The sequence below is a fragment of the Phormidesmis priestleyi BC1401 genome, assembly GCF_001650195.1.
GTDB lineage: Bacteria > Cyanobacteriota > Cyanobacteriia > Leptolyngbyales > Leptolyngbyaceae > Phormidesmis_A > Phormidesmis_A priestleyi_B.
Genome location: NZ_LXYR01000061.1, coordinates 1 through 25,371, shown reverse-complemented (window position 1 = coordinate 25,371; position 25,371 = coordinate 1). Strand labels below are relative to the sequence as shown.

The following is a 25,371-nucleotide window of genomic DNA, read 5'->3' as shown; positions in this document are numbered from 1 at the left end:
TTGACGCAGGTCGTAGCTGTAGGGTTTTGACATCAATGGGTTGTCTTGAGTTGGACTTCCTTCAGTCTATGTCCTATCAGTCTTGGCGACCGCTATAAATCGAAACTTTAAAGAAATGAGCATCCCATCACGAAATCATTGACGCTATTCCTAAGACTAGCTAGGATCAAGCGAAGATTTGGTGCTGTTGAATACTCGTGAATAAGTCTCAGGTTATTGCTCTTCTTGTAAGCGAAAAGTGGACAAAGGCGGATGCGATTCGAGCGTTGGAAGGAATTGACTTTGCGACCAATCCTGACGAACTGACCATTCGCAGAGCTATTTCGCCATTTTCGGGAGCCGAACTGATCAATCGTCAGCGCCTTCAAGCTGCTCAGAAAGCTCAAGTAACGAAAAAAACCAATGAGATCGAGCGTTTAGAGAAAGCGCATGAATTAGAAATAGAAAAACTTAAAGCGAGAATTCAAAATCCATCTCCTAAAGATGAATTTCTAGAGGCTAAAGTCAAAGCTCTGGCTTCTCAAAATGATGAACTGATTAAAGTGAATGATGGACTTAAGAAAGATAACAAAGCTTTGAAAAATCTGGTCGATCGAATTCGACTTAAAACGGCGATCGATGTGAAAAATCTTCTGAAATATGAAGACAGTGAAATTCGGAGAGCTTTAGCTAAATGGTTTAAAGGAACACAGGGATAACCAGTTAAATTAATGGCAAGTCAAAAAAGAAATTTTGATGGGATGAGTTATCGCGAAGTTCAACGTGCCAACTCAGATAGTCGAAGCAAGTTGCAAAAAGACGATCGGACGTGGCTAAAAGATAATAGATACAAAAATGTTGGTTGGAACAACGTCATCACTCTCTATCAGAAAATTAAAGAGTTCTTAGACAAAGATTTAACAGAAGACTCAACGCTTGAAGATTTATATTTGGAAGCCGATCGCATTGGAAACAAATACCTCGATCGTCACGAAATAGAAGAATTTAACCGGGCTTTTTCTAAAGAACTAAATGAGATTGCCGAGGAGATTGACAAGCAGTTTCCCGATACAGAAATCGAAGCGGTTGATTTTAGAGATAAAACGGATAAAAAAGCTCGAAAAAGTCGTAGTCAAACGTCGTATAAAACTACTAAATATTCGTGAGGGACGTTGTGGATATTGAGGAGCAAGAACTTAAAGAACTGTTTAAGCTTGTAGACAAAATTGGTAACAAGCGATATCACAAACTGACTCAGCAAGATTTTGAAACCTATAGAAAATTTGACTATTGGCGATATGTCAATGGCGATTATGAGTGCGGAACAACTGAAGAGAGCAAAGAGTGGGTGAGAGATCATTCAGACTGGGACTGCCCGATTTGTGACAGGAAGTATAGTGGAAAAGGCTGCAAAACGATCGACCACAAGCTACCTCGTTCGCAGTACCCTTGGCTGTCAATGGAGTTTAAAAATTTGTGGGTTATTTGCCAAACCTGTAACAGAGAAAAGGGTGAAATGCACTGGTATGAATACGAACGCTATGTGCTTGCTAAATATCCAGATCTTTACGACGCTGTGAAAGCTGCGCGTCCCAATCAGTTGCTTCAATCTTTAAAAGATTCATCAACGTGATTTTTGTAGAGATCTCAAGAAAGCGCTTGAACTTTAGATTGTCGATCGTGTCTTCTCGAAGAAATCACCAATTAAATAGAGCGATCCGCACAGCACGATCGGGTCTAGCTCTGCTTGCTCGATCGCCATCTCCAACGCCGCAAACACAGTTTCGTAAACACAACAATCTGCTAAATCAGGACAAATTTGTTTCGCTAAAGTGGCTAACTCTTGAGGATTCGCAGAACTGTGACCGGGAACAGGAACGAGATAAAGCCGATCGCCACTTTTCAGCAATTCTTTAAACACATCAGCGTGGTCTTTGGTCGATAACATCCCCATCACCCAATGAATCGGAGCGGGTTTCAACATGTCTACAAATTGACGCAGCACCTCAGCACTCGCGGGATTGTGAGCGCCATCAATGAGAATCTGACGCTCTTTGTAGGTAGACCATTGCAGCCGTCCTGCCCATTTTGTGTTAGCGATTCCGTCTGTGATCGCCTCGTCAGAAAACTCCCAGCCTTCTTGTCTGAGCAGTTGCAGCGCCGCGATCGCCAACGCTGAATTCTGTAATTGAATGGCTCCCTGCAATGGCAACTGATATTGAAACGATTTGACTAGCTCGATCGAGCCTTCTTCGCCCGTCTCAAGCTTCAACTCATACTCTTCCATGCCCTGATAGTCTGCCCAACCGCCGCCCAAATCTTTGGCAGGTTTTGGGTAGATGGTCGGACAATTTAACGCCAACACGCGACGATTTACCACGGCTGCTGCCTCACTTGGAATTTGACCAATCACCGCCGGACAGTCAGATTTGAGAATGCCTGCTTTTTCTCGTGCGATGTCGGTCAAAGTCGGTCCGAGTCGCTGCCAGTGTTCCATGCTGAGGGAAGTGATCACCGTGACGAGGGGACGATCGCACACATTCGTCGCGTCTAACCGTCCGCCTAGCCCGACCTCAATCACGGCGAGATCGACCTTTTGTTGAGCAAAATAGAGCCACATTGCCGCCGTAATCACTTCAAATTGAGTAGGAGACGGGCGATCGGGGCAAATCGCGGCTTCGACTTGCTGTAATACTTCGTGCAGTTTTTCGGGTGAAATCGGTTGGTCACGAATACAAATCCGTTCACACCAACCGACGAGATGCGGAGAGGTGTAGCGCCCGACTCGATAGCCTGCTTCGGTCAACACGGCAGATAGATAGGCGCACACAGAACCCTTGCCATTGCTTCCGGCAACGTGAATAATCGGCACTCGATCGTGCGGATCACCCAACTCCGCCAATAAGTGCTGGATCGCCTCTAAGCCGAGATTGACCCCAAAGCGCTCAAATTTTTCGAGGAAAGCGTCGATCGAGGAATGAGTCATGAAGCGTCGGTTAATTCAGTGCAATGTCTAGTGTGACTTAAAATCAAAACGATCGAATTCGGAATCGCCCTAACCCTTATGGTATTCTTCGATTCTCGTTTAATTCATTCTGTTGTTCCATGAAGAAAATTCTGCTTTCCGGGCTTCTATTTTTATCGGTGCTGTCTTTATCTGCGTGTTCATCGACGACTGCACCAGAGGCGGCTAACCCTGCTGTCCAATCTAAAACGTTTACAACGGGCGCGATTCCTGACCAAGATCCAGAAAAGTTACAGCGTCTCTACAGCAAATTATCGAAGTATTTAGAAGCTGAATTAAAAGTTCCCGTGGTTTATAAGCCTGTGACCGACTACACGGCGGCGGTGACTGCTTTTAAGGTGGGCGATTTGGATATGGTGTGGTTTGGCGGTTTAACGGGCGTGCAGGCGCGATTGCAGGTTCCGGGTGCAGAGGCGATCGCGCAACGGGACATTGATTCACAGTTTCACAGCGTGTTTATTGCTAACAAAAAAAGTGGCATTCAGCCGATTCAAGATCTCAAGGGGTTGACGGCTCTTAAAGGTCACAGCTTCACCTTTGGCAGCGAGTCTTCGACCTCTGGGCGATTGATGCCGCAATATTTTCTTCAGCAAGCAGGCGTGAAATTAGAAGGCGACTTTAAAGGACAGGCAGGCTTTTCTAAAAATCACGATGCCACGATCGAGCTAGTCACCGCGGGCACCTATGATGCAGGCGTGTTGAACGAGCAAGTTTGGCAAAAGCGTCTCAAAGAAGGCAAAGTCGATCTCAATAAGGTTGAGGTCATTTGGCGATCGCCCGCTTTTTTTGATTATCACTGGGTGATGAATCCGAGTGTCAAAGAGCGATTTGGAGCCGATTTTCCGCAAAAAGTTCAAGCCGCACTGATGAAGCTCGATCCCAAGGTTCCTGAGCAAAAAGAAATCTTAGAATTGTTTGGGGCAGCCAAGTTTGTGCCCACCAAAAACGAGAATTATGCGACGATCGAGAAAGTCGGACGCGAGATCGGCAAAATCAAATAATGACCCGTAGAGACGTTTCGGTGAAACGTCTCCCCACGATCGCCGGGTAAGCCAACAATTTATGCCCCACGATCGCCGGGTAATCCCGATAATTTGCGGAGACGTTCCGGTGGAACGTCTCCACGGGCGGGTACGATTTGTTGAACATTGCACAAATTTGGTTAGATGGATCTTCCCGCTCCCGTTTTTGAGCTTAAACACGTCTCTCAACAGTTCGGTCAGTTTTCAGCGCTGACGGATATTAGTCTGCAAATTTATCCCGGCGAACGAGTGGCGCTAGTGGGGTCAAGCGGGGCAGGAAAAAGTACGCTACTGCAATTATTAAATGGCACTCTGCGATCGACTCAAGGTGAAGTCTGGGCAATGGGGCGAAATTTGAGCCAACTCAGCTCAAAACGGCTGCGTCAAATTCAACAGCAAATCGGCACTATTTATCAACAGTTGCATTTAGTCGATAACCTGCGAGTGATTCACAATGTAAACGCAGGACAGTTAGGGCGATGGTCATTTTTAAAGGCGTTAACATCTCTAATTGTGCCGTTGGAAACCGAGACTGCAATCAAAGCGTTGAGTCAAGTGGGCATTGCAGAAAAAGTCTATGAGCGCACCGATCGTCTCTCAGGCGGACAACAGCAACGAGTTGCGATCGCCAGAGTGCTTGTACAAAATCCGATCGTGATCTTGGCAGACGAACCGATCGCCAGTCTCGACCCCGAACTCAGCCGAGAAGTAATGGATTTGCTGCGAAATCTCGCCCAACAGACCCACCGAACTCTAATTGTCAGCTTGCACGATGTTGATTTTGCGCGGAGTCACTGCGATCGCATCATCGGCTTACGTCAGGGAAAAGTTCTCTTTGATGCGGCTCCTCATCAAGTCTCACCCGATCTAATCGCAGACTTATATCGATTGGAATCTCACCGATGACAGTCACTCCATCTCTAAAATGGGGCTTGATTGGACTGGCTGCGATCGTTCTTTCGCTCGCTCAAGCGGGACTGTTTCAGCAAGATTTATTCAACCTAAATGGCGCACCGCTGCTATGGAAATTTATAGTAGCCAGCGTTCATCCAGATTTCAGCCCTGAGTTATTGCAAACCACATTCAATGCGACCCTCACCACGTTAGCTTACGCGGTATGCGGAACGTTCTTTAGTCTGATTTTGGGAATCATCGGTGGCGTTCTCACCTCTGAAGTTTGGTGGTTATCGTTTGGTCAACCTTCACGTTTTTGGCTCTTGATTCGAGGATTTCTTGCCGCACCTCGTGCCATTCATGAACTGATTTGGGGACTGTTTTTTGTCAACATTTGGGGACTCGACCCACTCACGGCGATCGTGGCGATCACCATCCCGTTTGGTGCAATTACCGCTAAAGTCTTTTCTGAGATTCTCGATGAAACTCCACGACAGCCATTACTAATTTTACTTAATAGTGGATTCTCTCCCCTGACAGCATTTTTCTACAGCCTATTACCGCAGGCATTTCTCAATCTATTGTCCTACACGTTCTACCGATTTGAATGTTCGATTCGATCGGCAGCAGTGCTAGGAATCATCGGCGCAGGTGGATTGGGATATGAAATCTTTCTCAGTCTGCAATCGCTTCGCTATGAGCAACTCTGGACATTTTTCTATGCGCTGTTCATTCTCAACGGGTTGGTCGATCTGAGTAGCGCTTGGTTGCGACGACAGCTAGGATGCTCTAGCCGTCTCGATTTGAACCTTCAGCAAACTAAGAAAAAACAGGCTCCAAAAGACATTGTGCGACGACGTTATTTTCTCTTACTTCCGGTCTCTTTGGCTCTGTTAGCTCTGTGTTTTTGGGTGATCAATCCCGATTTCAGCAAACTTTGGGCACTGCGCACTCAGCAGCTATTGGGGCAGTTTGTTCGGTCTGCGTTACCACCTGATTTTAGTGAGGTTCCGCGACTGATTCCACAAGCGATCGAGACCGTCTCAATGTCAGTCTTAGCGATCGCCTTTTCTGCATTTGGTGGGTTGCTCCTTGCTTTTCCGGCAGCCAATAATTTCTTTCTTCCTGGCGGACTGCTCAACTCAAACCCCGGCAAATCCGCCAATCTACTGCCGCAGATCATGCTGCTCTTATCACGAGCTATCTTGCTAATGTGTCGTGCTATTCCTGCCCCGATCTGGGCGCTCGTCGTTCTATTCGTGATGTTTCCAGGCATCTTACCTGGAGCGATCGCCCTCGGTCTTCACAATTTAGGCATTTTGGGACGTTTGATGGCAGAAGTGATCGAAAACCAGGATCAGCGTCCGCTCGAAGCGCTCAAAGCCCAAGGCACTCCCAACTCGCTGATCTTTCTCTATGGGGTTTTGCCGCTTACCATGCCCCGATTTGTGGCTTACTCTCTCTATCGATGGGAAGTCTGTATGCGGGAAACCGTGATCGTCGGACTCGTCGGCGCAGGCGGACTCGGACGATCGCTGACCGAACAGTTGAGCAGTTTTGATTATCGATCGCTGATTGTCACACTAGGAGGCTTTCTGATGCTGACATTCTTAGTCGATTGGGTGAGCGCAACGGCACGGCGATCGCTGCGATAATCTCATCCAAAAATAACAATACTCAAACAAAAACCCTCTGACTGACGGGATCAGAAGGCTTTGCCAAATATTTCGAGTGCCGCGAAATCTCGATCGTATCGTTAGCGAGATTAAGCCTGACGGGAGTAATACTCAACCACCAGCAGTTCATTGATTTGAATCGCAATCCATTCGCGCTCAATCACACTGTTGACTTTGCCTGTAAGCTTGGCTTTGTCAAACTCTAGGTGATTCGGCAGGTTTGCCAAACCGGGATACTGCAAGTTTTGCTCAACTAACTTGCGAGACGTTTCTCTATCTTTAACCGAAACGACATCGCCAGGGCGACACTGATAGCTGGCAATATCGACCACGCGACCGTTAACGGTGACGTGCCCGTGATTGACTAACTGACGTGCTCCCGGAATGGTTGGAGCCATGCCCAAGCGAAACACGGTGTTGTCCAAACGCATTTCGAGCAGTTGCAGCAGCACCTGACCTGTCGAACCGGATGCACGGCGAGCTTTTCTGACATAGCGAAGCAGTTGACGCTCGTTAATGCCGTAGTTAAAGCGGAGTTTTTGCTTTTCTTCTAAACGGACTGCGTATTCAGAGCGCTTTTTGCGGTCTTGCCCGTGTTGCCCAGGGGGATATGCCCGTCTGGGTGATTTGCGAGTCAGACCTGGTAGGTCTCCTAAACGCCGCACAATTCTTAAGCGCGGACCTCGATATCGCGACATTCTGACTTCCTCGTCTCGAAAATTTAGACAGCTTATCTAGTATAGGGCTTTCTGACGTTCTCGTAAAAGTCTAAATGTTAACGTTTGTGGATGATTCCTAAGATCTACAATGGTGTCGGTTTCTACCCCTGAAAGGAAATGACGAATGAAACTGCGTGGATTCTTTAAATTCGCGATCGTTCTTTCTGTCTTATTGCTGGTGATCAGTTCCCCTGTGGTAGCGATCGCTGAAAAGCCGTCTGAAACAGCAAGCAGTAGTTCAAAATCTAACCTCACCGACTTACAGAACCCGACTCAAGTAGTCGTCAACTCTAGCTTTATCGACCCTTTGGTCGAGATGTTTGGCAATGTCTCGATCGGGCAAAAAAGTTTCATCGCTGGCAACACAACTGTGCGGGCAGACCCCGACACCCGCATTTGCATCGGCAACGAAACGAATTTTCAAGACAATATATTATTTCTGTCCCTTCGCAATTTGCCTTCTCCTCAATCAACCTGTGGCGATCGGGCGAGCAGCACCCAAAATCGCGTCAGTTTAGCTCACCAAGCCGTGGTTAAAAACTCTAGCTTGGGCACCTTTACGTTTGTGGGGTTTCACGCACGGATCACCAATAGCGTCTTAGAAGACGGAGTGTTTGTGTTGCACGGAGCAACAGTGACGGGGGTTCGCATTCCTCAAGACCGACTGGTGTCGATCGGAGCCGTGATCACAACTCAAGCTCAGGCAAACGCACTTCCTAAAAAATCACAAGCTAATAGTGACTTTCAAAACGAAGTCTTAGAGGTGAATGAGGAATTTGCAGAAAACTATAGTGAGTTGTATGCACAGAAGGGCTTTGATGCTGTCACCGGAGCCACTTCTGCCCCTAAAACTTCCTGGAACCCAACACCCGTCAAGCCCACGCTAGGAAAAGGGGTTCGGCTTGAAGAATTTGCTCGATTGGTGGGCGATGTGCAGCTAGGAGCCAATAGTGTTGTAGGTCATCGCACTTCAATTCGAGCAGATGAAGGTGCTCCGATCGTCATTGGTGAGAATGCCGAAATTGAGGATCGAGTCACGTTTCACGCGCTGAAAGGAACGAGCATTCGCATTGGCAAAAACTTAGATACCGATGACAACATCGTGTTCCACGGTCCGCTTGAAGTGGGTGACAACCTGACGATCAAAGACGATGCAATTCTGTTTAAGTCTAAAGTCGGGAACCGAGTCGCGATCGACAGAGGCGCGATCGTGGTAGGCGTGACGCTCAAAGATGGCGCACAGGTTCCTGCTCAAGCGGTGATCATCACTCAAGATCAAGCGGATGCCCTGGCAATTCGGCGGAGCGATTAAAATGGATGAATGAAACGTCTTTTAATCGGACTCGTTCGCGGCTATCGAGTTTTTATCTCGCCCCTACTTTTACCGACTTGTCGATTTCACCCCACTTGTTCCCACTATGCGATCGAGGCGATCGATCAGCATGGAGCTTTGAAGGGCAGTTGGCTGGCGACTCGTCGGATTTGTCGGTGTCATCCTTTTAATGCAGGTGGCTATGATCCTGTGCCTCATAGGGAAAGTGACGAACGGACGCTGTAGTTAATTGCATCGTCACATTTTCTGGTCATGAAGAGAGCATCCTGGATTATTGCGATCGCCGTTTCGTCTGCGGCGGTTTTAGGAGCGGGAATTGCGGCAACGGTGCGCCTCAATCCTTCGAGTCAACCGCCGTCTCCACAAGTTGCCGTTTCGCCGAGCGGGTCAGTCTCGCCGTCTCCACAAGTAGCAGTCTCGCCTGCTATGGAGCCAAGCCCGTCGCCCAAGCTAGATGATTTTTCCCATCAGCGCATTTCACTGGTCGATCGCACCGCTACCGATCCTGAGTTTGCCAAGTTTCGCCAACAGTTGCAGAAGGCAATTCAAACGCGAGATGCTAGATTTGTATCGGCGCTGATTCCGGCAAAAGGAGTTCCGATCGGCTTTGGCAGAAGTCAAACCGTTGAAGATCTGAAGTTGACCGACCCCAAAGCTATGTTTTGGAGCATTCTTGAAAAGGCAATGGGAGCAAATTGTGGGTTTGCTGAACCCGACGCTACAACGTCAGCCAAGGGCTGGATTTGTCCAACGGTGTCGCGCGACTTTTATCGGCAATATCCACCTAACCCAAACGCGGCTCCCGGTTTAGGGTATGAACTGTCTAACGTGATTGTGGTCGGAGATCGGGTCAACGTCCGCGCCCTTCCCAATCTCAACAGCGAAGTGGTGGGCGTGTTGACCAACGAAGTGGTGAAGTTTGATCAAAAGCGATTTGAGAATAGCCAAGAAGAGCAAATTAAGGCATTCGATCCGATGAGCGATTGGACTCCGGTTGTTCTGCCGAATCGAAAACAAGGCTATGTTTATAACCGCTATGCCTATCGATCGTTAGAAAACAGAGCCATTTTCAAGAACATCAGCGGCAAATGGCAAATTACAGAAATGCCAGGAGGCGATTAGTCAAATAGAATGAAGCCTTATCAACAAGTCCCGATTCTTGAATGTGGCGAGGCTCTCATTGCCATTCCATCTGAGTTCTCGCGGGTATCGCCTCATCCCTACAAGAAATTGGGTGCGCCTTATGAAACCCGATCGCCGTTTTATCTGCGGCAGGGAGTCGTCGATCGACTTCTCATTGCGCAACAGACGCTACAAAAAGATTATCCAAACTGGCAAATTCAGATTTTTGATGCGTATCGCCCTGTTGCCGTGCAGCAATTCATGGTCGATTACACTTTTTCTGAATTGGCACACACCCAGAACTTAACGCCAGAAAATCTGAGTGATCAGCAGCGTCAAGATCTTTTGCAGCAGGTCTACCAGTTTTGGGCGATTCCCAATCTTGATCCTGCAATGCCGCCGCCCCACAGCACAGGAGCCGCGATCGATGTCTCGCTGATAGACAAAACGGGAATCGAGATTGATATGGGTTCTCCGATCGATGAGATTTCGGAGCGATCGTTTCCCAACCATTTTGCTGAGACATCAACGTTTACTCAACATCGGCAAATTTTGAATGACGTGATGACGATCGCTGGATTCAAGCGCCATTGGAATGAGTGGTGGCATTTTTCCTACGGCGATCAAATTTGGGCGTGGTTGATGAGGCAAGAAACCTTAAGCCAGGAATTTATCGCGCGATATGGGCGGGTTTAAAGTAGCGATCGCTCCCTTCACCAAATCTCCGCCATCTGTAGGATAAAACCAAACAAAACATCTTCACCAGACAAACTTTCAGGATTGTCTACGACATTTACTGACCGATCGGCACGATAGATTTCAACTTGACGAGTTTGGCGATTAATCAACCAGCCTAATCGCGCGCCGTTATCAAGATATTCCTGCATTTTGGCTTGCAGGGTTGCCAGATTATCGCTAGGCGACAGCAGTTCGACGACAAAATCGGGACAGATAGGCGCAAATCGCTGCTGTTGGTCTTGACTGAGCGCGTTCCAGCGATCGAGCTTCACCCAAGCAGCATCAGGCGATCGATCAGCACCATTAGGCAGTTTGAATCCCGTTGAAGAATCAAAGGCAATTCCAGAAGCATCTTGATCTGACCAGTTAAACAGTCGCTGATTAAATCTGCCGTTGCGGTTGCCTGTTTCGCTTCCAGTTGGAGACATAATGATCAGCTCTCCTATAGTAGTGCGTTCAAATCTCACCTCTCGATTGGCTTGGCAGAGGCTGTAAAACTGCTCATCAGTTAAATCAATAACGGAGTTGAGTTGGATGGTGAGTGCTGTCATGATGACTGGGAGACGATTTAGCTCGATCGTAGATGAAGTCTAGTTCCTCGATCACCTTTGCTGAAGCTTAGAGAACCTTCAAACGTGAGTTTCGGGTTTTGAATGACAAATTCTGACGATTCACTCGCCATTCAAAACCCAAAAGTCTCTTACTCTTCGACCTTCATCGAGATGATTTTGTCGCCCTGACGAATGGCGTTAACGACATCCATGTCTTGGGTTTGCCCAAACGTGGTGTGCTGCCCATCGAGGTGAGGCTGAGGAGAATGACAGATAAAGAACTGACTTCCGCCTGTGTTGCGACCTGCATGAGCCATCGACAGCGTTCCCGCCAAATGCTTATTTTTGTTGATTTCGCAGTCGATTTTGTAACCAGGACCGCCCGTTCCAGTCCCTAACGGACAGCCGCCTTGAACCATAAAATTGGGGATGACCCGATGAAACTTGAGATCATCGTAAAATCCCTTGTTCGCCAGATCTACGAAGTTTTGAACCGTTTTAGGCGCGTCTTGATCAAACATATCAAGATGAATCGTGCCCTTGTCGGTTTCCATTATTATGCGAGTCATAGAGTTGCTCCTAGTTTGCACCCTACGATCCTACAACTTGATGGCAGTGATGGGGTCAGGCAGATTCAGGATTGAGTTTAGCCATTTCCCAAGTGGTGTAGGTGCCGATCGGACTCCACAGCAAATAAGGCACTAACAAAAGCGCCGCAGTGCCAGACACTTGCATCACAAAAAAAGCCAGAATCAAACCTAGAATGAACCCCACCCCGCCGATGATGGTGCCAAAATTGAGCCGCCGCGTCCACAGCATGACGGGAGAATAAAGGACGATCGTGACTTCGACCAGCAGATAAAACGCCATCAATCCCCAATTTTGAGTGCGCTCCCAGACAATGTAGGCTGACCACGCGCCGCAAATGAAGACGATCGTCCAAATAATCGGAATTAAAAACTCAAAGGTTAGCCAGTTAGGGCGACGCAATCGGGCAAACCACTTCACGTCTTTGGGTTTGATGATCCCGCTTCCAAACGCGACGAGAAACGTAACTGCTCCGATGACCATCCACGATTTGAGCATCTCTCTGACCTGACTAAAAACGCCTGATAACTCCTCAGCTATCAAGCGCTATTGTGTCAGAGATTAACTGAGGCAATCATCAATCTTTAGGAGCGATCGTGTCCCTTCCCAAAGAGCGAATTTAGCCAAAAATGCCGCCGAAGAATTCAACGGCTTCTTTCAACGAGGCGATAAAGACATCAATCTCTTCACGAGTATTGTAGAAATATAAGCTGGCTCGTGCGGTCGATTGGGCTTTGAGGTGGCGGTGAAGTGGTTGAGTGCAATGATGTCCCGCCCGAATCGCAACGCCTGCCTGATCCAAAATAGTAGACAAATCGTGAGGGTGAACATCGCCTGCCGTAAATGCCGCTAACGCCGTTCGCCCGCTGCCGTCTGCGTTGGGCTGAGGTCCATAAATGTGGAGTTCAGGAATTTCTTTGAGCTTGTGGAACAGATACGCGGTGAGTTCTTCTTCGTAGGCGTGAATCTTGTCCATACCGATGTTAGTCAAATAATCGACGGCAGCCCCTAGCCCGATCGCTTCAGCAATGGCGGGCGTTCCCGCTTCAAATTTGTGAGGCAAATCAGCGTAGGTGGCGTGATCTAAAAAGACATCCGCAATCATTTCGCCGCCGCCGAGAAAGGGAGGCATCGATCGCAGCAAATCCAGTTTGCCGTAGAGAAAGCCAATCCCGGTCGGGGCGCACATTTTATGACCCGAACCGACCAGCCAATCGCAGTCCATGTCCTGCACGTCGATCGCCATGTGCGGCAAACTCTGACACGCATCAATTAGAACTTTCGCACCATGTCGATGCGCCTCTGCGCAGATTTCTTTAGCAGGATTGATGCAGCCTAATGTATTCGAGACGTGAACCACAGAAACAATCTTCGTTTTATCCGACAGCAAAGACTTGAATTGCTCGAAATCAAATTCTTCAGTCTCAGTCAGCCCGACGAACTTCAGCACTGCCCCCGTTCTCTGAGCCAACATCTGCCACGGAATCAGATTGCTGTGATGCTCCATCACCGACAAAATAATCTCATCGCCCGACTTTAAAGTGCTGCCCCACGAGTAAGCGACGAGGTTAATCGCTTCGGTCGCGTTGCGCGTGTAGACGATCTCTTGTCGAGACGCTGCATTCACAAACGCCGCCACTTTGTCACGTGCCCCTTCATAGGAATCTGTCGCACGAGAACTGAGCGTATGAACACCCCGATGCACGTTCGCGTTATCGAATTCGTAATAGTGACGCAACGCATCAAGAACCGCGATCGGCTTCTGCGAGGTCGCTGCATTATCGAGATAAACCAGTGGTTTGCCGTGAATCTGCTGGTGCAGAATCGGGAAGTCAGAGCGCACTTTGACGGCAATGGTTTTTTCTTGAATAATAGTCATCTTAGAGGGATGAGAATGAAGGACTGAAACTTAAAGTTGCTGAGTTCGGATGATGGTGGTCAGATTGGCTTTGAGAGAAGCCACGGGAATGTGATTGATGATCTCGATCGCAAACGCGTAGGTCAACAGTTTACGGGCTTCTTCTGGGTTCAATCCACGACTTTGCAGATAAAACACTTCGTCGTCTTCGAGCTGACTGACGGTCGCGCCGTGGGCACACTTGACGTTATCAGCCGTGATTTCTAGCTGAGGTTTGGTATCGATTCTAGCTCTCGGAGAAAGGAGAAGATTTCGGCTCAGTTGCGCGGCGTTCGTCAGTTGGGCAGCTTGCGGAACGGAGACTTTGCCGTTAAAGATGGCATGAGCACGATCGCCGACAATACATTTCTGAACCTGATCGCTCGTCCCATAAGGTTTGGTGAACGCAATCTTGCTGTGAGTGTCGCCGACTTGCTCACCGTTGATCATCGTCAGCCCGTTAAGCGTGGTTTGCGTCTGCTCACCCGTCTGATAAACCTCCAAATTATGGCGAGCAATCTTGGCTCCCAAGCTGATGGCGCTGCAGCTATATCGAGAATCACGAGCTTGAGACACGGCTGTTTTACCGATGTGAAACGCGGTCTCACTCTCTCTCTGAACTCTAGTATGATTCACCTGCGCGTTTTCAGCGATCGCGATCTCCGTCACGGCATTGGTGAAATATCCGCCATCTGCGATCGAGACAAACTCTTCAACTAACGTCAGGCTGCTGCCCGATTCTGCAATCACGAGACAGCGAGGATGCGCGATCGTGGCAACTCCAGCCGTAGACACAAACAGAATTTGAATCGGCGTTTCGACGTGCTGATTTTTGGGGACGTGGACGATCGCGCCATCGATCAAACTTGCCGTATTCAGCGCGGTAAACACTTCTTCTGCGCCCTGCTGTTTTGCCAAATAGTTATGCAGAGACGGCAAAAACTGAACTGCGACGCTTAAATTCGTGACCAAAACGCCTTCCGGCAAATCGTCTGTAGCCGATAAATCGGGCGCGTAAGTTCCATCCACAAACACGAGGCGACTATTCACCGCTTCGGGCAAAATAAACGATTCGATTTGGGCAAAACTAATCGACGCACGATCGGGCAACGCGAACCCAATGTGCACCAGCGATGACAAATCGGTAAATCGCCATTCTTCATCGCGAGTCGTGGGAATCGCTAACTCTTGAGCGATCGCCAGTGCTCGATCGCGGACTCCCTGCAATTCAGCCAATTCTTCTGGCAGTTCAGGACGTAACTTGAGCAATCCGGCGAGATAGGCAGATCGATCGACTCTCGCTTTTAGAGTTGGCTCGGTCGTATCGGTAGAGGTAGATACTTCAACGGTCATCGCGCCACCTCCGCCGCTTCTTCTTCGCGCACCCATTCATAGCCACGAGCTTCTAATTCAAACGCCAACTCTTTGCCGCCTGTCGTGAGAATGCGTCCGCCTTCCATAACGTGGACAAAATCAGGGACGATGTAATCAAGCAGTCGCTGATAGTGCGTAATCATCAAAATCGCGTTGTCAGACGTTCTGAGTTGATTGACTCCGTTGGCGACGACTTTCAGCGCGTCGATATCTAAACCAGAATCGATTTCGTCGAGAATGCCGAGCTTGGGTTCAAGCAGTGCCATTTGCAGAATTTCGTTGCGCTTTTTCTCGCCGCCAGAGAATCCTTCATTCACACTGCGGCTGAGAAATGCAGCATCCATTTTGAGCAAATCTAACCGGGTGCGAACTAACTCATCAAAGTCAAACGAATCGAGTTCTTCTAAACCTTCTTGTTTGCGCTTGGCATTATAAGAGACGCGCAAAAAATCCAGATTACTAACACCTGGAATTTCTAACGGATATTGAAAGGCGAGAAACACACCGGATTTTGCCCGATCGTCCGGTGCCATCTCCAACAAGTTTTGTCCTCGGAATGTAACCTCGCCACCCGTCACGGTGTAAGCCGGATGCCCTGCCAAAAGCTTAGAAAACGTACTTTTTCCAGAGCCATTAGGACCCATGATGGCGTGAATTTCACCCGCCTTGATCTCCAAATTCAACCCTTTAAGAATCTGAGTATCGCTCACATCTGCGGTCAGATCTTTAACTGATAAAATCACTTCGCTGTTTTCGTTAATCACACGCCGACCTCTCTAATTTCATCGCTTACTAAAATTGACCAAACCGCTTCAGAATTCTAAAGACTTCATACAAATCATTTCCTCGATTGCGGGTTGCAAACTCATCCGAAACAGCATACTGAGAAACGGTGTCTTTCACCAACTTGACAAATACAAAAGTTCCGCCTGTCACAATCATCCCAAATCCTGGCTTAGTCGGATGTGGATTTGCCAACATATAGGACAACAGTTGCGCGAGTCCCGCTTCAATTGAGAATGAGAACCGTTTGGACTCGATCGCCATGACCCAAAACTGCTCTTTCATCAACAAAATGTCGAGTTGTCCTCGAATCACAGTTCCTTCGTCTTCAGCCACAATCTCGATGGAATGTTCTGCCCTTAACCTAAACGGAGGTAGAAAAAAGTCTCCCAAATGAAGCATCGGACTCAAAATCGCAATCTGAACGGGCTTCTCAAGAAAGGGCGGATCGGTTACAAGATTCAGATATCCAGCTTTCACCTTGTCTAGAAATTCTCTTTCTGATGGTGTGATATCGGGTAGATCTTGCTGCCACTCCCAAAAGAATTGACCCTCTTGAACCAATTGCAATCCAAATTGCTCAATCAGATCGCGAATATTGACATTCCCAGCTTGTATGGTTTGCGCCATCACGTTATCAACTTTTCGAGAAACTTTAGATGTCTTCTCAGTTGATCAGGACTAACTGAATTCTGAACAACCCTTGTTTCGATATTCGCTCCACTGGGGAGAAAGAGAGCTACTTGAACACTGCGAGAATGCTTACCGCGACTCAGTGGTCTCCCTAGCTGTAACGCGAAAAGAATTGAACCAGGCATCTCAGAACTCTACCCTACAGATCCTTCAAGCTTGAGGCTGAGAAGTCGATCGGCTTCGACTGCAAATTCCATCGGCAACTGGTTAAACACGTCCTTACAAAAGCCGCTAATCATCATCGAGATCGCGTCTTCGGGCGAGATGCCGCGCTGACTAAAGTAAAACAACTGGTCTTCCCCAATCTTGGAAGTAGACGCTTCGTGCTCGACTTTGCTTTGGTTATTTTGCACCTGAATGTAGGGGAACGTGTTGGCTTGGGCACGATCGCCAATCAGCATCGAGTCGCACTGAGAATAGTTGCGCGCACCTGTCGCTTTCGGTCCGATCTTCACCAAACCGCGATAGCTATTGTGCGACTGACCCGCCGAAATCCCTTTCGAGATAATCGTGCTACGGGTGTTTTTGCCAATGTGGAACATTTTGGTTCCGGTGTCGGCTTGCTGGTGGTGATTGGTCAACGCCACTGAGTAAAACTCGCCGACAGAATTATCACCAACCAACACACAGCTTGGATATTTCCAGGTAATGGCAGAACCCGTCTCAACTTGCGTCCAGGAAATCTTGGAGTTTACGCCCTGGCACAGTCCGCGCTTGGTGACAAAATTATAGATGCCGCCTTTGCCATTCGCGTCACCCGCATACCAGTTTTGCACGGTGGAATATTTGATGTCAGCGTTGTCAAGAGCCACTAGCTCAACCACTGCCGCATGAAGCTGATTGGTGTCAAACATCGGAGCCGTGCAGCCTTCGAGATAGCTGACCTGACTGCCTTCTTCGGCAATAATCAGCGTCCGTTCAAACTGCCCCGAATCGCCATTATTGATACGGAAGTAAGTAGACAACTCCATCGGGCACTTCACGCCTTTGGGAATGAACACGAACGAGCCATCACTAAACACGGCGGAATTTAACGCTGCAAAGTAATTATCTCCAACGGGAACCACACTACCCAAATATTTCTTGACCAATTCGGGATATTCCCGCACGGCTTCAGAGATCGAGCAAAAGATCACGCCATCTTTAGCAAGCTTTTCTTTAAAGGTCGTCGCGACCGAAACGCTATCAAAAATCGCATCGACTGCCACATTGCTGAGACGCTTTTGCTCAGACAGAGAAATACCTAACTTTTCAAAGGCTTCCAGCATCTCTGGATCGACTTCATCCAGGCTCTTTTTCTTCTCTTTGAGCTTGGGCGCAGAGTAATAAATGATGTCTTGATAATCGATCGCCGGATAGCCCACATGCGCCCAATCTGGCTCGGTCATTTTGAGCCATTGCCGATATGCCTTGAGTCGAAACTCCAGCATAAACTCCGGCTCTTCTTTCTTAGCAGAAATTAGCCGCACCATCTCTTCGCTCAGCCCACGAGGAATGGTGTCGGATTCGATATCAGTGACGAACCCGTACTTATAGGGCTGGTTAACCAGATTTTGAACAGTTGCACTCATCGATCGTATTCTCTTATCTCAAGGGTGAGGAAGGTGAAAAGGTCGAGGGATAAAAAACAAATCTTCTGATTTGTCGTCCACCTCTAACCATGATTAGTCGTCGCGCGGATCTCGTCGAAGGTGATCTCTTGCAGCTCACCTGCAAAATCGTTGTCTGGGGTCAAAAACAGCAGGCAGTGGCACTCTTTGCGCTCACGCATGGGGACGCAGGGGCAGTTCCAATAAGCGGCTGAAACTTCGGCTTCTTTGTCTTCATAGTGACGACAGGGGCAAAGCGGAGCGCCCAGATCGTCTTTGTGCTTGGCAAGCCCTTCGATCACAACGGCTGTCACACCGGGATCAACGCAAAAATAGGTGCCCGTGCGCTTGGCGTAAGTTTCTGAGAAGTGCCTCATCGCTTCGAGGCTTTTATCTGATGCTTGGGTGGTTTGGGTTTCTGTATTCATAATCCAGAACGACACTACATCCGATAGATCTTATAATTAAAACAACACTTTTGTTGCTCAACTTCCATTCTAAGGTACTTTAGCAATATTAACGTTGTTTAAGTCAACTTTTTTGTCTTAGATTTCTGTGAGCTTTAAGGATGACCCCGACTCAGCAACCCTCGACTAAACAAGACATCCTCCACTACCTGTTAAAGCAAGGTCAATCGACTGCCCAAGAACTGGCGGAACAGTTGCAGGTGAGTCCGCAGGCGATTCGTCGTCACCTTAAAGATTTGGAAACCGAAGGACTGATCTTGCATCAAGCGATGCAGACGGGCATGGGTCGCCCCAATCATGTCTACACGTTGAGCCGCGAGGGGCGATCGCAGTTTCCCGATCGCTACAACGAGTTTGCGGTGTCTCTCTTAGATACGCTGGCAGAAACGGTCGGGCGCGATCAGGTGAGTCTGATTCTCCGCAAACAATGGGAGCGCAAAGGGATTGAATATCGAGAAAATCTGGGGGCGAGTGACTTGCCCGATCGCGTCAATAAGCTTGTAGAGTTGCGAAAATCGGAAGGCTACATGGCAGAGTGCCACGAGATCGATCCCGATACGACTCCCAAATTTGTATTGACCGAATATAACTGTGCGATTTCACAGATTGCCGAGTCGTTTCCCAGCGTTTGCGGTCACGAGTTAGAAATGTTTGAATTGGCGTTACCAGATTGTCGCGTCGATCGGACTCACTGGCTCGTCGAAGGTGAGCATCGCTGCGGCTATTTAATTCAGCTAAAATGATTGACTTGTAAGAATTCAACCTTTGTTCTATGAGTGATTTGCCTGCTTCTACAGAATTTTTGACTCCCGACGAGTGTCACGAGGTTGATAAAGCGCTGCTGACTTCCCGCGAAAGATTTTCGGCGAGGGTAGCGATCTATGCGCTGCGATCGCTCAAACAAGTGGCTCAACAATCGGGACAAGTGATCGCCGACCTCAGTCCTGAACAAATTGCGGATTGGGTCGCCAATGATCCCAGTTTGCAAAGCGGCATGGATAGCAACTTCAAAGATTTCTTCACGCAACTGACAATTTCAGCAATGAGACCGCTTCAGCGATCGGCAGCCGATGGGGGAGTAACGGTCGAGAAATTAACGATTCCTCAAGTAGTGGCGTGGTTTGAGAAAGAGGCAAAACTTCGGCTTGAGAAAGGACTGTAGCGATCTGAGGAATTTGGAAATCGCGGAGTGTGCAGCGATACGATCGCTAAGAAGCTTGCTAATTGCAAAAGTCACGCTGATTGACGGGCACCAGCATTCTTCTGCGCTTCTGCGTAGATGCGTAGCACAGCAGCCATATGCTGTTCAGCTTCTTCACCCTTTGATTGGAACCATGCCAACGTTTCAGAATCAACTTGAATCGTGACAGTAGCTAGCGGCGGCGAAGGTATCCGTAGCGTTGCTTTGGCGAAAAACTCGTCTGTCAGAGGCGGAATATCTGATGTGTCAATGTCATCGTCAGTCATTGCATCAATTCTAGACCGGTCAGTTCTTGAGGAATTGCTCATAACGCCTCCGTTCATCAGAAAGTGCTTTTCTCAACGAAATAATCCGAACAGCGTTCATCAAGGTCAACCACCATCGGTAACTCAAAGATTCGATAAGCATCAGCAAAATCGAAACCGTGCTTATCGAGATTAAGTTCGTTCTTTCGCTCATCCCACTCAAAATTCATGAGCTTTCACACAATTCGATCGGCTCTCTGATCAAAACAAGAAATATCGTTGTGCCATTGGCAGCACGGTTGCAGGTTCGCAGGTGAGCAGTTGCCCATCGGCACGCACTTCATAGGTTTCGGGGTCTACTTCAATATGCGGCAGAGCATCATTGAGCTTCATATCGAGTTTTGACAGATTGCGAATATTGGAGACAGCAACGGCAGTTTTTTGGAGATTTAGCTGATCGGGAATGCCTTTTTTGAGCGCGATGTGAGACAGAAAGGTCAAAGAAGTCGCGGCGATCGCGCCTCCAAAACTGCCGAACATCGGACGCATATGCACAGGTTGCGGTGTAGGAATGCTGGCATTGGCATCGCCCATTTGTGCCCAGGCAATCATGCCGCCTTTGATTACCATTTCGGGTTTAACCCCAAACATGGCAGGTCGCCACAGACATAAGTCTGCGAGCTTGCCGACTTCAACCGAACCGACGTGATTCGCTATGCCGTGAGTGATCGCGGGATTGATCGTATATTTTGCGATGTAGCGTTTGGCTCTGTGATTGTCATTGCGTGACGAATCTTCTGCCAGGGCACCGCGCTGAACTTTCATTTTGTGTCCGGTTTGCCAGGTGCGAATGATCACTTCCCCGATGCGACCCATTGCCTGAGAGTCAGACGACAACATGCTAAACGCGCCCAAATCGTGCAGGATATCTTCAGCCGCGATCGTCTCTCGGCGAATTCGCGATTCGGCAAACGCGACATCTTCAGGAATGCTAGGGCTGAGGTGGTGACAGACCATCAGCATATCTAAGTGTTCGTCTAGCGTGTTGAGCGTGTAGGGGCGAGTCGGATTGGTCGAGGACGGCAACACGTTTGCCTCGCCGCAGACTTTGATGATGTCGGGAGCGTGTCCGCCACCTGCGCCTTCGGTGTGATAGGTGTGAATGACGCGCTGTTTAAACGCCGCGATCGTGTCTTCGACAAATCCGGCTTCATTCAAGGTGTCGGTATGAATAGCAACCTGCACGTCATATTCGTCAGCGACGTTGAGACAGTTATCGATCGTAGCGGGAGTGGTTCCCCAGTCTTCATGGAGTTTTAGCCCGATCACACCTGCTTTCACTTGTTCTTCAAGGGCGGCGGGCTGCGAACTGTTGCCTTTTCCGAGGAATCCGATGTTCATCGGGAATGCGTCGGCAGCTTGCAGCATCCGATAGATGTTCCAGGGTCCGGGAGTGCAGGTGGTAGCGTTGGTTCCGGCAGCGGGTCCAGTGCCGCCGCCAATCATTGTGGTGATGCCGGACGCGATCGCTACCTCAATCTGCTGCGGACAAATAAAGTGAATGTGGGTGTCGATGCCGCCAGCCGTAAGAATCATCCCTTCGCCTGCGATCGCTTCGGTGCCAGGTCCGATAATGATCGTCACGTTGTCTTGAATGTATGGATTTCCGGCTTTTCCGATCGCTGCAATTTTGCCGTCTTTGATCCCAACATCCGCTTTGACAATGCCCCACCAATCGAGAATTAGCGCGTTCGTAATCACTGCATCCACTGCGCCGTCTTCGTTCGTAATTGGCGATTGCCCCATGCCATCGCGAATTACTTTGCCTCCGCCAAACTTCACTTCTTCGCCGTAGGTAGTGTGATCATGTTCGACTTCGATGATCAGTTCGGTGTCTGCGAGACGGACTCGATCGCCCACCGTCGGACCAAAGGTTTCAGCGTAGGCGCGGCGATTCATGCGGTAGCTCATGGGGTCTTCCTCACGGGTAAAAATTAAGGGCGAAAGATGCGTTCAAACGGGTGTCTTCGATAACGACGATAAATATCAAAATCTTCGTCTAAGGTTGCAATAGTCGCAATATTCAACCGTTCAGAAATCACAATCAAAGATAAATCTGCAAAATCACCCGGCAAATCAGCATACTGAGCGTTCAGTTCAGCAATTCGCGTAAAGTCATTTGGGGTTAGCGGTTCACATTCGTAAAGACCAATCGACAGGTCAGACAAAAACTCGTTTTGAACTTGCCACCTAGAACGCAACAACCACATAACTTCGGTCACGCACCCGATCGTCGTGATCAAGACACTGGTGGAATCATCAAGAAATTGGCGCGCTCGATCGTGATGGGCATCTCCTGCATTGTAGTAAGCCACGATGGGTCCAGTATCAATCAGAACTACGGGATGATTCATGGTGCTTGCCGACGCTCATGCCGTTGCTCAATATGTTCGGCGATGATTTGCTTTCGCACATCTCTATCAGACAAATCGTCAGGACCGTTTAGCAGGTGTTGAGGATGCCCCCCTCGCCGTTCTAGAAATGTTTTTCGAGGCTGTAAATTTTGCCAATGTTGATGTAAGAGTCGTTGAAGCAGTTCATTGCTAGTCGTTTTTTCTTGGGCTAAGATTTCGACCAAATATCTTTCTGCTTCATCGTTGAGAGCGACATTCAGCATGGCTTTTTCTCCAGTTTGAGCATTCAACTTTAACTCAGAGAGATGCAAAATGCTCGGATTGTTTAACAACGGTGATCCAAAATCGAGGACGAGACAAATTAGCTCCTAAACTATATTGCTCAAAAAATAGCCATTTGAGAACTTGATTCCGTTCTAAGCGATCGACCGGAAAGAAATCTGTTTCTTCAGACAAATGAAGCAAAATCGAATTAGATTCTGTCAGAAAGACATCGGGTTCAATTTCTAAAACGGGCACCTTACCATTTGGGTTCTTCTGCAAAAACTCTGGTAGATGAGTTTCTTGATTGAGCAGATTCACAGAGATCAGTTGAAATGGAATTTGCAGTTGGGTGAGCAACAACCGCAGCTTATAGCAGTTGCCCGAAGGAGGAAAACTATAAAGTCGATACATAGATTTGATTTAACTAATTCCTAAATCCTTACGAATGCTTGGATTTCTTCTTTGATTTCTCTTTTTTAGGTTTTTCATCTAGCGCGCCTTCAATTTTGGCATTGAATCCATACACCTCACGAGTGCCCGCTAGAGGGATTAACGTGACCGCCCGATCATCCCCCGGTTCAAACCTCACAGCCGTCCCTGCCGTGATGTCTAGCCGCATTCCTCGCGCTTGCTCTCGATCGAATTCCAACGCCGAATTCACCTCATAAAAGTGAAAATGCGACCCAATTTGAATCGGACGATCGCCCTGATTGGCAACCTTTAACGTTACGGTTTTCCGTCCTGCATTCAGTTCGATTTCTCCGTCATCAATCAACAGTTCACCCGGAATCATAAATTACCTCAACGAATTGGATTGTGTACCGTCACTAATTTCGTCCCGTCAGGAAACGTTGCCTCAACCTGCACATCGTGAATCATTTCTGAGATTCCCTCCATGACATCTTCTTGAGTTAGCAGAGTTGTCCCATAGCTCATCAATTCTGAAACCGTGCGCCCATCTCTTGCTCCTTCTAGAATCGCTGCCGAGATGTAAGCGATCGCTTCAGGATAATTGAGCTTTACGCCTCGATCTTTCCGTCGCTCTGCCAGCAGTGCAGCCGTGAAAATCAGCAGCTTGTCTTTCTCTTGTGGTGTTAATTGCATCTCTATTTCTGGGTGTCGTTATCAACAATAGTTTCAAGTTCAGCTAATAGGATCGGAAGTTTGCGGTTCATTGTGACTCCACTACAGTTGCCAAACTCTTGGAATGCAGATAGGTCGATCGAGAGACTCCGATCGCGCCAAGCGCCAGACTTCAATCAACCACTGTCGCGCCTCCATTGTAGACGCGCCTCGATAGCGACACAGTAGCCCAGACATCAGACGAGTTACGCCGATCTCCCCATTGCCGACCCAGACAGAACGGGCTTTTTCAACCCATTCAGGCTCGATCGATCGTCCAATCCAGGCAAAACTTGCTACGACTGGAGAACTTGCCAACCCGTGAGGACTGGTGAATACCTCTTCACTGCCCGGTAGCCATTGACGATCGACCCAAATCGGACGATCGTGCTGCCAAACTTCGGTGTGCGATCGCCAATTCCCTTCAATAAACCGTTCGCCCCTGGCACTGCGACCAAAGCGAGTGATCTCCCAGCCGAGCCAACTGGCATCAGGTGCGAGATTCACCCGCATGTCTTGGCGATAAACAGCTTGATTGAAGACGATCGTCTCTTGCGGCAACCACTCCAAGCAGGCTCCGCTTGCCACGTCTATGTGAATCATTTGTCTAGCTTCTCGTCCGTTCGTGCGATAAACCTTGCTAGCTGCCGCCGTTGTAATCAGCGCTTGAGCGTTGGGCTTGAGACAAATATTGACAGAAAGCCGATCGCCGCCTACGATTCCGCCTGCGGTGTGCATGATCACGCTGTGACAGACCTCAGATCCCTCTGGATAAAAAGGGCGTTGTGTCTTTAAAGGAGCTTTTGCCTGACTGTGGCTGAGCTGAGTCGCACCTTGACGGGTTGCAAACTCTAGGCAGAGACTGCCGTGCCAATCGGTAGGTGCTGTCTTAGTCGAAACAGAGCGAGGTTGATTCACAGAATAGAGCAGATGAACAGCACGTTGTCACTAGCTTCCCGTGAACCTCATCATTTTGGTAAGAACTTGCGAATCTCTTAAACTTTCTTTCCATCTGTTCATAAACTCACCCAGAGATGCGGGAGCCTGTCTTGAGAATGTGATTTGCTATTGATACTCCCCATGCCTAAAGGCGAGGGGATTCTTGAAGAGTCCACAAGCGAACCTTCAAAGGCGTTAACAAAGCGCCCCTACTGACTCCCTCAAGGCATAGCCCTAAAGTTGTCGCTACTTTTCGCAAGATGTTTGCCGCACCGTTGCAATCAGCATTGATGTACTGATTGTTTTGAGTGCGGTACAAGCCACGTTTAACTCGTCTGCCTGACTCCTTCCACCCTTCGGGTTTCTCACCGATTTTAGGCAGGAAATCATCATCCACAAACGAAGCCTTAGACGTATAGCTTTCTTCCGTCTCAACGAATCGAATCCCGTGCTGTTCGCACAGTTGCGAGACTCTCTCTTTGAGTCTGCCCGTGGGAATCTGGACAAACTTCTGATTGGTTTTAGCACCCATATTGGCACCGTCTTTCTGCCCTCGATTCCAGCCAAACACGACGGTGCCGATTCTGTTCTCAAGACAATGATTGATCACCTTTCTAGCCGCTTTATTGACCGCATCCCTAACCTGACGATTGCGTTTCTCAGTGATGGCAGCTAATCGCTTAGACCAAAAACCTTGAGGCTGATTCTCTTTGAGGGTGGCAACTTGCTTGTTATA

Annotated in this window: 33 protein-coding genes; 12 read left to right on the top strand and 21 right to left on the bottom strand. The window is 48.5% G+C overall.

All coding sequences use genetic code 11. The features are described from left to right. Positions 1-197: 197 nt before the first annotated feature. Genes A8707_RS21835 through A8707_RS21825 form a run of 3 tightly spaced genes read left to right on the top strand, consistent with a single transcriptional unit; the run spans position 198 to position 1,612 of the window. Complete coding sequence (locus A8707_RS21835) at positions 198-698, top strand: hypothetical protein (RefSeq protein WP_068819302.1); 501 nt, start codon at positions 198-200, stop codon at positions 696-698. Positions 699-710: 12 nt separating this feature from the next. Next, entirely contained in the window at positions 711-1,145 is a 435-nt protein-coding gene (locus A8707_RS21830) for a hypothetical protein (RefSeq protein WP_197484949.1), read from the top strand. Continuing rightward, positions 1,142-1,612 (top strand): HNH endonuclease, encoded by a 471-nt coding sequence (locus A8707_RS21825; protein WP_068819301.1) that lies wholly within the window; start codon positions 1,142-1,144, stop codon positions 1,610-1,612. Before A8707_RS21830 ends, A8707_RS21825 begins: the two co-directional genes overlap by 4 nt. 33 nt (positions 1,613-1,645) lie before the next feature. Here A8707_RS21825 and A8707_RS21820 read toward each other — a convergent pair whose 3' ends face one another. Then, complete coding sequence (locus A8707_RS21820; RefSeq protein ID WP_068819300.1) at positions 1,646-2,965, bottom strand: bifunctional folylpolyglutamate synthase/dihydrofolate synthase; 1,320 nt, start codon at positions 2,963-2,965, stop codon at positions 1,646-1,648. A 119-nt stretch (positions 2,966-3,084) separates the two neighbouring features. Here A8707_RS21820 and A8707_RS21815 point away from each other — a divergent pair, with 119 nt between their 5' ends. Beyond that, complete coding sequence (locus A8707_RS21815; RefSeq protein ID WP_068819299.1) at positions 3,085-4,005, top strand: putative selenate ABC transporter substrate-binding protein; 921 nt, start codon at positions 3,085-3,087, stop codon at positions 4,003-4,005. On the opposite strand, the gene A8707_RS28530 is transcribed toward A8707_RS21815, so the two are convergent. Continuing rightward, complete coding sequence (locus A8707_RS28530; protein WP_156518814.1) at positions 3,998-4,153, bottom strand: hypothetical protein; 156 nt, start codon at positions 4,151-4,153, stop codon at positions 3,998-4,000. The genes A8707_RS21815 and A8707_RS28530 overlap by 8 nt on opposite strands. 17 nt (positions 4,154-4,170) lie before the next feature. On the opposite strand from A8707_RS28530, the gene phnC reads away from it, so the two are divergent. Both phnC and A8707_RS21805 read left to right on the top strand, forming a co-directional pair. After that, positions 4,171-4,932 carry a phosphonate ABC transporter ATP-binding protein gene (gene phnC, locus A8707_RS21810; RefSeq protein WP_068819298.1) on the top strand — a complete coding sequence of 254 codons (762 nt, stop codon included), beginning with the start codon at positions 4,171-4,173 and terminating at the stop codon, positions 4,930-4,932. Further along, on the top strand, positions 4,929-6,575 hold the full coding sequence (locus A8707_RS21805; RefSeq protein ID WP_068819297.1) for a PhnE/PtxC family ABC transporter permease: 1,647 nt from the start codon (positions 4,929-4,931) through the stop codon (positions 6,573-6,575). The genes phnC and A8707_RS21805 overlap by 4 nt, the downstream gene beginning before the upstream one ends. A gap of 110 nt (positions 6,576-6,685) precedes the next feature. On the opposite strand, the gene rpsD is transcribed toward A8707_RS21805, so the two are convergent. Further along, entirely contained in the window at positions 6,686-7,294 is a 609-nt protein-coding gene (gene rpsD / locus A8707_RS21800; RefSeq protein WP_068819296.1) for a 30S ribosomal protein S4, read from the bottom strand. A gap of 145 nt (positions 7,295-7,439) precedes the next feature. Here rpsD and A8707_RS21795 point away from each other — a divergent pair, with 145 nt between their 5' ends. From A8707_RS21795 to A8707_RS21780, 4 genes are read left to right on the top strand one after another with little or no spacing between them, the layout of a single operon-like run. Then, positions 7,440-8,627, top strand: coding sequence for an LbetaH domain-containing protein (locus A8707_RS21795; RefSeq protein ID WP_068819295.1), 1,188 nt, complete (start codon positions 7,440-7,442; stop codon positions 8,625-8,627). A 9-nt stretch (positions 8,628-8,636) separates the two neighbouring features. Then, a complete protein-coding gene (gene yidD / locus A8707_RS21790) occupies positions 8,637-8,873 on the top strand; it encodes a membrane protein insertion efficiency factor YidD (protein ID WP_068819294.1) in 237 nt (78 codons plus the stop codon). 27 nt (positions 8,874-8,900) lie between these two features. Beyond that, positions 8,901-9,770 (top strand): SH3 domain-containing protein, encoded by an 870-nt coding sequence (locus A8707_RS21785; protein ID WP_068819293.1) that lies wholly within the window; start codon positions 8,901-8,903, stop codon positions 9,768-9,770. Positions 9,771-9,779: 9 nt separating this feature from the next. Beyond that, on the top strand, positions 9,780-10,466 hold the full coding sequence (locus A8707_RS21780) for a M15 family metallopeptidase (protein WP_068819292.1): 687 nt from the start codon (positions 9,780-9,782) through the stop codon (positions 10,464-10,466). 17 nt (positions 10,467-10,483) lie between these two features. On the opposite strand, the gene A8707_RS21775 is transcribed toward A8707_RS21780, so the two are convergent. From A8707_RS21775 to A8707_RS21735, 9 genes are all read right to left on the bottom strand, one after another. Then, complete coding sequence (locus A8707_RS21775; protein WP_068819291.1) at positions 10,484-11,059, bottom strand: Uma2 family endonuclease; 576 nt, start codon at positions 11,057-11,059, stop codon at positions 10,484-10,486. A 149-nt stretch (positions 11,060-11,208) separates the two neighbouring features. Beyond that, a complete protein-coding gene (locus A8707_RS21770) occupies positions 11,209-11,628 on the bottom strand; it encodes a peptidylprolyl isomerase (RefSeq protein ID WP_068819290.1) in 420 nt (139 codons plus the stop codon). Positions 11,629-11,683: 55 nt separating this feature from the next. Beyond that, complete coding sequence (locus tag A8707_RS21765) at positions 11,684-12,145, bottom strand: TspO/MBR family protein (RefSeq protein ID WP_068819289.1); 462 nt, start codon at positions 12,143-12,145, stop codon at positions 11,684-11,686. Positions 12,146-12,266: 121 nt separating this feature from the next. Then, positions 12,267-13,526 carry a SufS family cysteine desulfurase gene (locus A8707_RS21760; protein ID WP_068819288.1) on the bottom strand — a complete coding sequence of 420 codons (1,260 nt, stop codon included), beginning with the start codon at positions 13,524-13,526 and terminating at the stop codon, positions 12,267-12,269. 30 nt (positions 13,527-13,556) lie between these two features. Then, a complete protein-coding gene (sufD, locus tag A8707_RS21755; RefSeq protein ID WP_068819287.1) occupies positions 13,557-14,897 on the bottom strand; it encodes a Fe-S cluster assembly protein SufD in 1,341 nt (446 codons plus the stop codon). After that, on the bottom strand, positions 14,894-15,682 hold the full coding sequence (sufC, locus tag A8707_RS21750; RefSeq protein WP_068819286.1) for a Fe-S cluster assembly ATPase SufC: 789 nt from the start codon (positions 15,680-15,682) through the stop codon (positions 14,894-14,896). The genes sufD and sufC overlap by 4 nt, the downstream gene beginning before the upstream one ends. A 28-nt stretch (positions 15,683-15,710) precedes the next feature. Further along, the gene (locus A8707_RS21745) at positions 15,711-16,331 is read right to left on the bottom strand and encodes a restriction endonuclease subunit R (protein WP_068819285.1); all 621 of its coding nucleotides are present in this window, start codon (positions 16,329-16,331) and stop codon (positions 15,711-15,713) included. A gap of 197 nt (positions 16,332-16,528) precedes the next feature. Then, the gene (sufB, locus tag A8707_RS21740; protein ID WP_068819284.1) at positions 16,529-17,965 is read right to left on the bottom strand and encodes a Fe-S cluster assembly protein SufB; all 1,437 of its coding nucleotides are present in this window, start codon (positions 17,963-17,965) and stop codon (positions 16,529-16,531) included. A gap of 83 nt (positions 17,966-18,048) precedes the next feature. Further along, complete coding sequence (locus tag A8707_RS21735) at positions 18,049-18,411, bottom strand: ferredoxin thioredoxin reductase catalytic beta subunit (protein ID WP_068819283.1); 363 nt, start codon at positions 18,409-18,411, stop codon at positions 18,049-18,051. 140 nt (positions 18,412-18,551) lie between these two features. Between A8707_RS21735 and sufR the strand changes: the two genes are divergently transcribed. Further along, positions 18,552-19,193 carry an iron-sulfur cluster biosynthesis transcriptional regulator SufR gene (gene sufR, locus A8707_RS21730; RefSeq protein ID WP_068819282.1) on the top strand — a complete coding sequence of 214 codons (642 nt, stop codon included), beginning with the start codon at positions 18,552-18,554 and terminating at the stop codon, positions 19,191-19,193. 29 nt (positions 19,194-19,222) lie between these two features. Next, a complete protein-coding gene (locus A8707_RS21725; RefSeq protein ID WP_068819281.1) occupies positions 19,223-19,612 on the top strand; it encodes a hypothetical protein in 390 nt (129 codons plus the stop codon). A gap of 71 nt (positions 19,613-19,683) precedes the next feature. On the opposite strand, the gene A8707_RS21720 is transcribed toward A8707_RS21725, so the two are convergent. The 9 genes from A8707_RS21720 to A8707_RS21675 form a co-directional block, all read right to left on the bottom strand. Then, positions 19,684-19,917: a BrnA antitoxin family protein gene (locus A8707_RS21720; RefSeq protein ID WP_231948343.1), complete on the bottom strand. Its 234-nt coding sequence runs from the start codon at positions 19,915-19,917 to the stop codon at positions 19,684-19,686. A 240-nt stretch (positions 19,918-20,157) separates the two neighbouring features. Beyond that, positions 20,158-21,867, bottom strand: coding sequence for an urease subunit alpha (gene ureC, locus A8707_RS21710; protein WP_068819279.1), 1,710 nt, complete (start codon positions 21,865-21,867; stop codon positions 20,158-20,160). A 23-nt stretch (positions 21,868-21,890) separates the two neighbouring features. Further along, positions 21,891-22,310, bottom strand: a complete 420-nt coding sequence (locus tag A8707_RS21705) for a type II toxin-antitoxin system VapC family toxin (RefSeq protein WP_068819278.1) — start codon at positions 22,308-22,310, stop codon at positions 21,891-21,893. Beyond that, entirely contained in the window at positions 22,307-22,600 is a 294-nt protein-coding gene (locus A8707_RS21700) for a hypothetical protein (RefSeq protein ID WP_231948341.1), read from the bottom strand. The genes A8707_RS21705 and A8707_RS21700 overlap by 4 nt, the downstream gene beginning before the upstream one ends. Before the next feature lie 7 nt (positions 22,601-22,607). Beyond that, positions 22,608-22,985 carry a glutathione S-transferase family protein gene (locus tag A8707_RS21695; protein ID WP_068819277.1) on the bottom strand — a complete coding sequence of 126 codons (378 nt, stop codon included), beginning with the start codon at positions 22,983-22,985 and terminating at the stop codon, positions 22,608-22,610. Between the two features lie 28 nt (positions 22,986-23,013). Further along, positions 23,014-23,367, bottom strand: coding sequence for an urease subunit beta (locus A8707_RS21690; protein ID WP_068819276.1), 354 nt, complete (start codon positions 23,365-23,367; stop codon positions 23,014-23,016). 8 nt (positions 23,368-23,375) lie between these two features. Next, positions 23,376-23,678: an urease subunit gamma gene (gene ureA, locus A8707_RS21685; RefSeq protein WP_068819275.1), complete on the bottom strand. Its 303-nt coding sequence runs from the start codon at positions 23,676-23,678 to the stop codon at positions 23,376-23,378. 81 nt (positions 23,679-23,759) lie between these two features. Further along, positions 23,760-24,614: an urease accessory protein UreD gene (locus A8707_RS21680; protein WP_068819274.1), complete on the bottom strand. Its 855-nt coding sequence runs from the start codon at positions 24,612-24,614 to the stop codon at positions 23,760-23,762. 166 nt (positions 24,615-24,780) lie between these two features. Then, on the bottom strand, positions 24,781-25,371 hold a 591-nt coding region (locus A8707_RS21675), incomplete at its 5' end, for an IS200/IS605 family accessory protein TnpB-related protein (RefSeq protein ID WP_156518764.1).

Excerpts from the sequence above, each read along its gene's own strand:
- A8707_RS21690 (WP_068819276.1), bottom strand. The coding sequence starts at position 23,367 with ATGATTCCGGGTGAACTGTTGATTGATGACGGAGAAATCGAACTGAAT.
- A8707_RS21765 (WP_068819289.1), bottom strand. The coding sequence starts at position 12,145 with ATGCTCAAATCGTGGATGGTCATCGGAGCAGTTACGTTTCTCGTCGCG.
- A8707_RS28530 (WP_156518814.1), bottom strand. The coding sequence starts at position 4,153 with ATGTTCAACAAATCGTACCCGCCCGTGGAGACGTTCCACCGGAACGTC.
- sufD (WP_068819287.1), bottom strand. The coding sequence starts at position 14,897 with ATGACCGTTGAAGTATCTACCTCTACCGATACGACCGAGCCAACTCTA.
- A8707_RS21745 (WP_068819285.1), bottom strand. The coding sequence starts at position 16,331 with ATGGCGCAAACCATACAAGCTGGGAATGTCAATATTCGCGATCTGATT.
- A8707_RS21805 (WP_068819297.1), top strand. The coding sequence starts at position 4,929 with ATGACAGTCACTCCATCTCTAAAATGGGGCTTGATTGGACTGGCTGCG.
- A8707_RS21735 (WP_068819283.1), bottom strand. The coding sequence starts at position 18,411 with ATGAATACAGAAACCCAAACCACCCAAGCATCAGATAAAAGCCTCGAA.
- A8707_RS21795 (WP_068819295.1), top strand. The coding sequence starts at position 7,440 with ATGAAACTGCGTGGATTCTTTAAATTCGCGATCGTTCTTTCTGTCTTA.
- A8707_RS21760 (WP_068819288.1), bottom strand. The coding sequence starts at position 13,526 with ATGACTATTATTCAAGAAAAAACCATTGCCGTCAAAGTGCGCTCTGAC.
- A8707_RS21785 (WP_068819293.1), top strand. The coding sequence starts at position 8,901 with ATGAAGAGAGCATCCTGGATTATTGCGATCGCCGTTTCGTCTGCGGCG.
- A8707_RS21695 (WP_068819277.1), bottom strand. The coding sequence starts at position 22,985 with ATGTATCGACTTTATAGTTTTCCTCCTTCGGGCAACTGCTATAAGCTG.
- ureA (WP_068819275.1), bottom strand. The coding sequence starts at position 23,678 with ATGCAATTAACACCACAAGAGAAAGACAAGCTGCTGATTTTCACGGCT.
- A8707_RS21780 (WP_068819292.1), top strand. The coding sequence starts at position 9,780 with ATGAAGCCTTATCAACAAGTCCCGATTCTTGAATGTGGCGAGGCTCTC.
- A8707_RS21815 (WP_068819299.1), top strand. The coding sequence starts at position 3,085 with ATGAAGAAAATTCTGCTTTCCGGGCTTCTATTTTTATCGGTGCTGTCT.
- A8707_RS21770 (WP_068819290.1), bottom strand. The coding sequence starts at position 11,628 with ATGACTCGCATAATAATGGAAACCGACAAGGGCACGATTCATCTTGAT.
- ureC (WP_068819279.1), bottom strand. The coding sequence starts at position 21,867 with ATGAGCTACCGCATGAATCGCCGCGCCTACGCTGAAACCTTTGGTCCG.
- phnC (WP_068819298.1), top strand. The coding sequence starts at position 4,171 with ATGGATCTTCCCGCTCCCGTTTTTGAGCTTAAACACGTCTCTCAACAG.
- A8707_RS21725 (WP_068819281.1), top strand. The coding sequence starts at position 19,223 with ATGAGTGATTTGCCTGCTTCTACAGAATTTTTGACTCCCGACGAGTGT.
- A8707_RS21775 (WP_068819291.1), bottom strand. The coding sequence starts at position 11,059 with ATGACAGCACTCACCATCCAACTCAACTCCGTTATTGATTTAACTGAT.
- A8707_RS21720 (WP_231948343.1), bottom strand. The coding sequence starts at position 19,917 with ATGACTGACGATGACATTGACACATCAGATATTCCGCCTCTGACAGAC.
- A8707_RS21830 (WP_197484949.1), top strand. The coding sequence starts at position 711 with ATGGCAAGTCAAAAAAGAAATTTTGATGGGATGAGTTATCGCGAAGTT.
- A8707_RS21705 (WP_068819278.1), bottom strand. The coding sequence starts at position 22,310 with ATGAATCATCCCGTAGTTCTGATTGATACTGGACCCATCGTGGCTTAC.
- rpsD (WP_068819296.1), bottom strand. The coding sequence starts at position 7,294 with ATGTCGCGATATCGAGGTCCGCGCTTAAGAATTGTGCGGCGTTTAGGA.
- A8707_RS21820 (WP_068819300.1), bottom strand. The coding sequence starts at position 2,965 with ATGACTCATTCCTCGATCGACGCTTTCCTCGAAAAATTTGAGCGCTTT.
- sufR (WP_068819282.1), top strand. The coding sequence starts at position 18,552 with ATGACCCCGACTCAGCAACCCTCGACTAAACAAGACATCCTCCACTAC.
- yidD (WP_068819294.1), top strand. The coding sequence starts at position 8,637 with ATGAAACGTCTTTTAATCGGACTCGTTCGCGGCTATCGAGTTTTTATC.
- sufB (WP_068819284.1), bottom strand. The coding sequence starts at position 17,965 with ATGAGTGCAACTGTTCAAAATCTGGTTAACCAGCCCTATAAGTACGGG.